Source organism: Streptomyces sp. YS-3 (assembly GCF_045257485.1).
GTDB lineage: Bacteria > Actinomycetota > Actinomycetes > Streptomycetales > Streptomycetaceae > Streptomyces.
In genome coordinates, this window is the sequence record NZ_JBJHPC010000595.1 from 1 (window position 1) to 4,277 (window position 4,277).

Below are 4,277 nucleotides of genomic sequence, written 5' to 3' on the forward strand. Positions count from 1 at the left end.
CCCCGTACAAGATCCCCAACAGAAAGCTACTGGCCGGTATCAAAGGGGGCGACGGAGATGAACAGGACCGACAGGACAAGGACGGCCGCGCGGACCAGCAGGACCCGGCCCGCGGGGCGCGACGATCTGGCGGGGCCCGGCAGGCCCGGCACGGCCTCCGCCCCCGCACGGCGCGGGCGGCTGCCGCGCTACTGGTTCGCGGAGCGCCTGCTCGCCGTCCTCAGCGGCCACCGGCCGGTCCACTGGATGCTGGGGCACACCGTCGGCGAGGCGTACGAGCAGCTGGTGCTCCTGGCCCCGGCCAGCCCGCTGCGGGCCTCGTGCCGGCCCGTGGTGCGCCACTGCGACGAGTACGTCCCCCGGCCGGGCGTCATCGAGGCCTTCGCGCGCATCGGCGCCGGCGACCACGTACGCGCCATGGCCTTCCGGCTGGAGCAGGGCGCCGACCTGCGCTGGCGGTGCGCGGCCGTAGAAGTGGGGCCGGGCACCCGTACGGTGCCCGGCCCCATCCGCTGACCGCGCGCCTCACGGGCGCGCGGTGCCGCTACTTCTTGCGGCGACGGCCGCCCGTGCTCTTCTGGGCCTTGCGGCGCTCCGCGCGGGTCATACCGTCGGCCTCGGAACGGGCCGGCTCGTCGCCGTTGTCGAAGTCACCCTCGACGACACCGCCCTCGCCGTCCACCGTCGGCGCGGAGAAGTGCAGCCGGTCCGGGCGCTGCGGGGCGTCCAGGCCCTTGGCCCGGATCTCCGGACGCGCCCCGGCGGGCTCCTTCTCCAGCGACGGCTTGTCGGACGGCGCCGCGTCCTCGACCGGAACCTCCTCGACCTGCTGCTCGACCTGGACCTCCAGGTTGAACAGGTAGCCGACGGACTCCTCCTTGATGCCGTCCATCATGGCGTTGAACATGTCGAAGCCCTCGCGCTGGTACTCGACCAGCGGGTCCTTCTGCGCCATGGCCCGCAGGCCGATGCCCTCCTGGAGGTAGTCCATCTCGTAGAGGTGCTCGCGCCACTTGCGGTCGAGCACCGAGAGGACCACGCGCCGCTCCAGCTCACGCATGATCTCGGAGCCGAGCTGCTCCTCGCGCGCCGCGTACTGCTCGTGGATGTCGTCCTTGATGGACTCGGCGATGAACTCGGCGGTGATGCCCGCGCGGTCGCCCGCCGCCTCCTCCAGCTCCTCCACGGTGACCTTCACCGGGTAGAGCTGCTTGAAGGCGCCCCACAGCCGGTCCAGGTCCCATTCCTCGGCGAAGCCCTCGACGGTCTCCGCCTGGATGTAGGCGTCGATGGTGTCGTCCATGAAGTGCTGCACCTGCTCGTGCAGGTCCTCGCCCTCCAGGACGCGGCGGCGCTCGCCGTAGATGACCTCGCGCTGGCGGTTGAGCACCTCGTCGTACTTCAGGACGTTCTTGCGCGTCTCGAAGTTCTGCTGCTCGACCTGCGACTGGGCCGACGCGATCGCGCGCGTCACCATCTTGTTCTCGATCGGCACGTCGTCGGGCACATTGGCCATCGACATGACGCGCTCGACCATCTGGGCCTTGAACAGGCGCATCAGGTCGTCGCCCAGTGACAGGTAGAAGCGGGACTCGCCCGGGTCGCCCTGACGGCCGGAGCGACCGCGCAGCTGGTTGTCGATACGGCGCGACTCGTGGCGCTCGGTGCCCAGCACGTAGAGGCCGCCGAGCTCCTTGACCTCTTCGAACTCCGCCTTGACGGCCTGCTCGGCCTTCTCCAGGGCGGCGGGCAGCGCCTGCGCCCACTCCTCGACGTGCTCCACCGGGTCCAGGCCGCGCTGGCGCAGCTCCGCCTCGGCGAGGTCGTCCGGGTTGCCGCCGAGCTTGATGTCGGTGCCTCGGCCGGCCATGTTCGTGGCGACGGTGACGGCGCCCTTGCGGCCGGCCTGGGCGACGATCGTCGCCTCCCGGTCGTGCTGCTTGGCGTTCAGCACCTCGTGCTGGATGCCGCGCTTGGAGAGCTGCTGCGAGAGGTACTCGGACTTCTCGACCGAGGTGGTGCCGACCAGGATCGGCTGGCCCTTCTCGTGCTTCTCGGCGATGTCGTCGACCACCGCGTCGAACTTGGCGACCTCGGTGCGGTAGATCAGGTCCGACTGGTCCTTGCGGACCATGGGCCTGTTCGTCGGGATCGGCACGACGCCCAGCTTGTAGATCTGGTGGAACTCGGCGGCCTCGGTCATCGCCGTACCGGTCATGCCGGAGAGCTTGTCGTAGAGGCGGAAGAAGTTCTGGAGGGTGATCGTGGCGAGGGTCTGGTTCTCGTCCTTGATGTCCACCCCTTCCTTCGCCTCGATCGCCTGGTGCATGCCCTCGTTGTAGCGGCGGCCGGCGAGGATACGGCCGGTGTGCTCGTCGACGATCATGACTTCGCCGTCGATGACGACGTAGTCCTTGTCCTTCTTGAACAGTTCCTTCGCCTTGATGGCGTTGTTCAGATAACCGACGAGCGGGGTGTTCACCGACTCGTAGAGGTTGTCGATGCCCAGCCAGTCCTCGACCTTGGCGACGCCGGGCTCGTGGATGGCGACGGTGCGCTTCTTCTCGTCGACCTCGTAGTCGCCGGTCTCCTCGATGCCCTTGAGCGGGTTGCCCGCCTCGCCCTTGGTGAGGCGCGTGACCAGCTTGGCGAAGTCGCCGTACCACTTGGTGGCCTGGTCGGCCGGGCCGGAGATGATCAGCGGCGTACGCGCCTCGTCGACCAGGATGGAGTCGACCTCGTCGACGATCGCGAAGTTGTGACCGCGCTGGACGAGCTCCTCCTGGGACCACGCCATGTTGTCGCGCAGGTAGTCGAAGCCGAACTCGTTGTTCGTTCCGTACGTGATGTCGCAGGCGTACTGCGCGCGGCGCTCGGCGGGCGACATGTTGGCCAGGATGCAGCCGACCTCGAGGCCGAGGAACTTGTGCACCCGGCCCATCATCTCGGAGTCGCGCTCGGCCAGGTAGTCGTTGACCGTGATCAGGTGCACGCCCTTGCCGGAGAGCGCGTTGAGGTAGGCGGGAAGGGTGCCGACGAGGGTCTTGCCCTCACCGGTCTTCATCTCGGCCACATAGCCGAGGTGCAGCGCCGCGCCACCCATCATCTGGACGTCGTAGTGACGCTGGCCGAGGACGCGCTTGGCGGCCTCGCGGACGGTGGCGAAGGCTTCCGGGAGCAGGTCGTCCAGGCTCTCCCCGTTCGCGTACCGCTCCTTGTACTCGTCGGTGAGGGCACGGAGCTCGGCGTCGGAGAGGTTCACGAAGTCCTCTTCGATGGAGTTGACCTGGTCCGCGATGCGGTGCAGCTTGCGCAGGATCTTGCCTTCGCCTGCACGCATGAGCTTTGAAAGGACGGACACGGGGGTTGGTCTCCTTGCCGGTCGGGCCTGGCGCGGTCGAGTACGGTTGATTACTTCTGGGCAACGGCCATCGTATGCGAGGACCCGCCCGCGCCGGGAGGTCTGCCATGACGACAACGGACCGGGCGCCCGGAAGGTGCCGGGAAACACGAAAAGCCCTGGCGTCCGTCCAGGTCCCGCACGGAGAATCAGCCGATGGACCCAGTCATCCTCAGCACCGAGCGCCTGCTGCTGCGCCCCGTCGGCCCGCAGGACGCGGAGGACACCTACGCGGCCTGTCAGGACCCCGACATCCAGCGCTGGACCACCGTCCCCTCCCCCTATCTGCGCGAGCACGCCGAGGCCTTCACCGGCACGTTCGCCCCCAACGGCTGGCGGGACGACTCCGACTACACGTTCGCGGTACGTCTGCGGGTCACCCCCGGGGCTGACGGGGCCCGTGGGGACAGTGGGGCCGCGGTGCCTGCGGGGACCCCGGAGGCTTCGGAGGCTTCCGAGACGCCTGACGCTTCGGAGCCGGAGACGGAAGGCGCGCTGGTGGCGATGGTCGGCCTCATGCGGCGCGGCGAGAACGTCGCCGAACTGGGGTTCTGGGCGGCCAAGGAGCACCGGGGACGCGGCTATATGACCGAGGCGGCCCTCGCCGCCGCCCGCTGGGCCTTCGGGTCGGCCGGCGTCGAACGCCTGGAGTGGCGGGCGGAGGTCGGGAACAAGGCCTCGCGCGCGGTGGCCGAGAAGGCGGGCTTCACCGTGGAGGGCACCCTGCGCGGAGGCCTCGTCCACGGCGGCACCCGACGCGACAGCTGGGTGGGCGGCCTCCTCCCCGGCGACCTGGGACTGCCCACCACGCGCGCGTACCTGCCGGCCCGCGCGTGAGGGCAGCGCGGCGGGCCCGAGCCGGGGGTGGGTCACGGTC

General features: G+C 69.5%; 3 protein-coding genes. 2 read left to right on the forward strand and 1 reads right to left on the reverse strand.

Features of this window, described 5'->3' with window-relative positions; translation table 11 throughout:
- Nucleotides 1–57 precede the first annotated feature (57 nt).
- A complete protein-coding gene (locus ACJA3G_RS31425) occupies nt 58–516 on the forward strand; it encodes an Rv3235 family protein (protein WP_406556438.1) in 459 nt (152 codons plus the stop codon).
- A gap of 28 nt (nt 517–544) precedes the next feature.
- Here the strand turns inward: ACJA3G_RS31425 and secA are convergent, their stop codons facing one another.
- The gene (secA, locus tag ACJA3G_RS31430; protein WP_406556439.1) at nt 545–3,361 is read right to left on the reverse strand and encodes a preprotein translocase subunit SecA; all 2,817 of its coding nucleotides are present in this window, start codon (nt 3,359–3,361) and stop codon (nt 545–547) included.
- Between the two features lie 195 nt (nt 3,362–3,556).
- Here secA and ACJA3G_RS31435 point away from each other — a divergent pair, with 195 nt between their 5' ends.
- On the forward strand, nt 3,557–4,237 hold the full coding sequence (locus ACJA3G_RS31435) for a GNAT family N-acetyltransferase (protein ID WP_406556440.1): 681 nt from the start codon (nt 3,557–3,559) through the stop codon (nt 4,235–4,237).
- Nucleotides 4,238–4,277: the final 40 nt, after the last annotated feature.

Coding starts and splice junctions, on each gene's coding strand:
- ACJA3G_RS31425 (WP_406556438.1), top strand. CDS start 58: ATGAACAGGACCGACAGGACAAGGACGGCCGCGCGGACCAGCAGGACC.
- ACJA3G_RS31435 (WP_406556440.1), top strand. CDS start 3,557: ATGGACCCAGTCATCCTCAGCACCGAGCGCCTGCTGCTGCGCCCCGTC.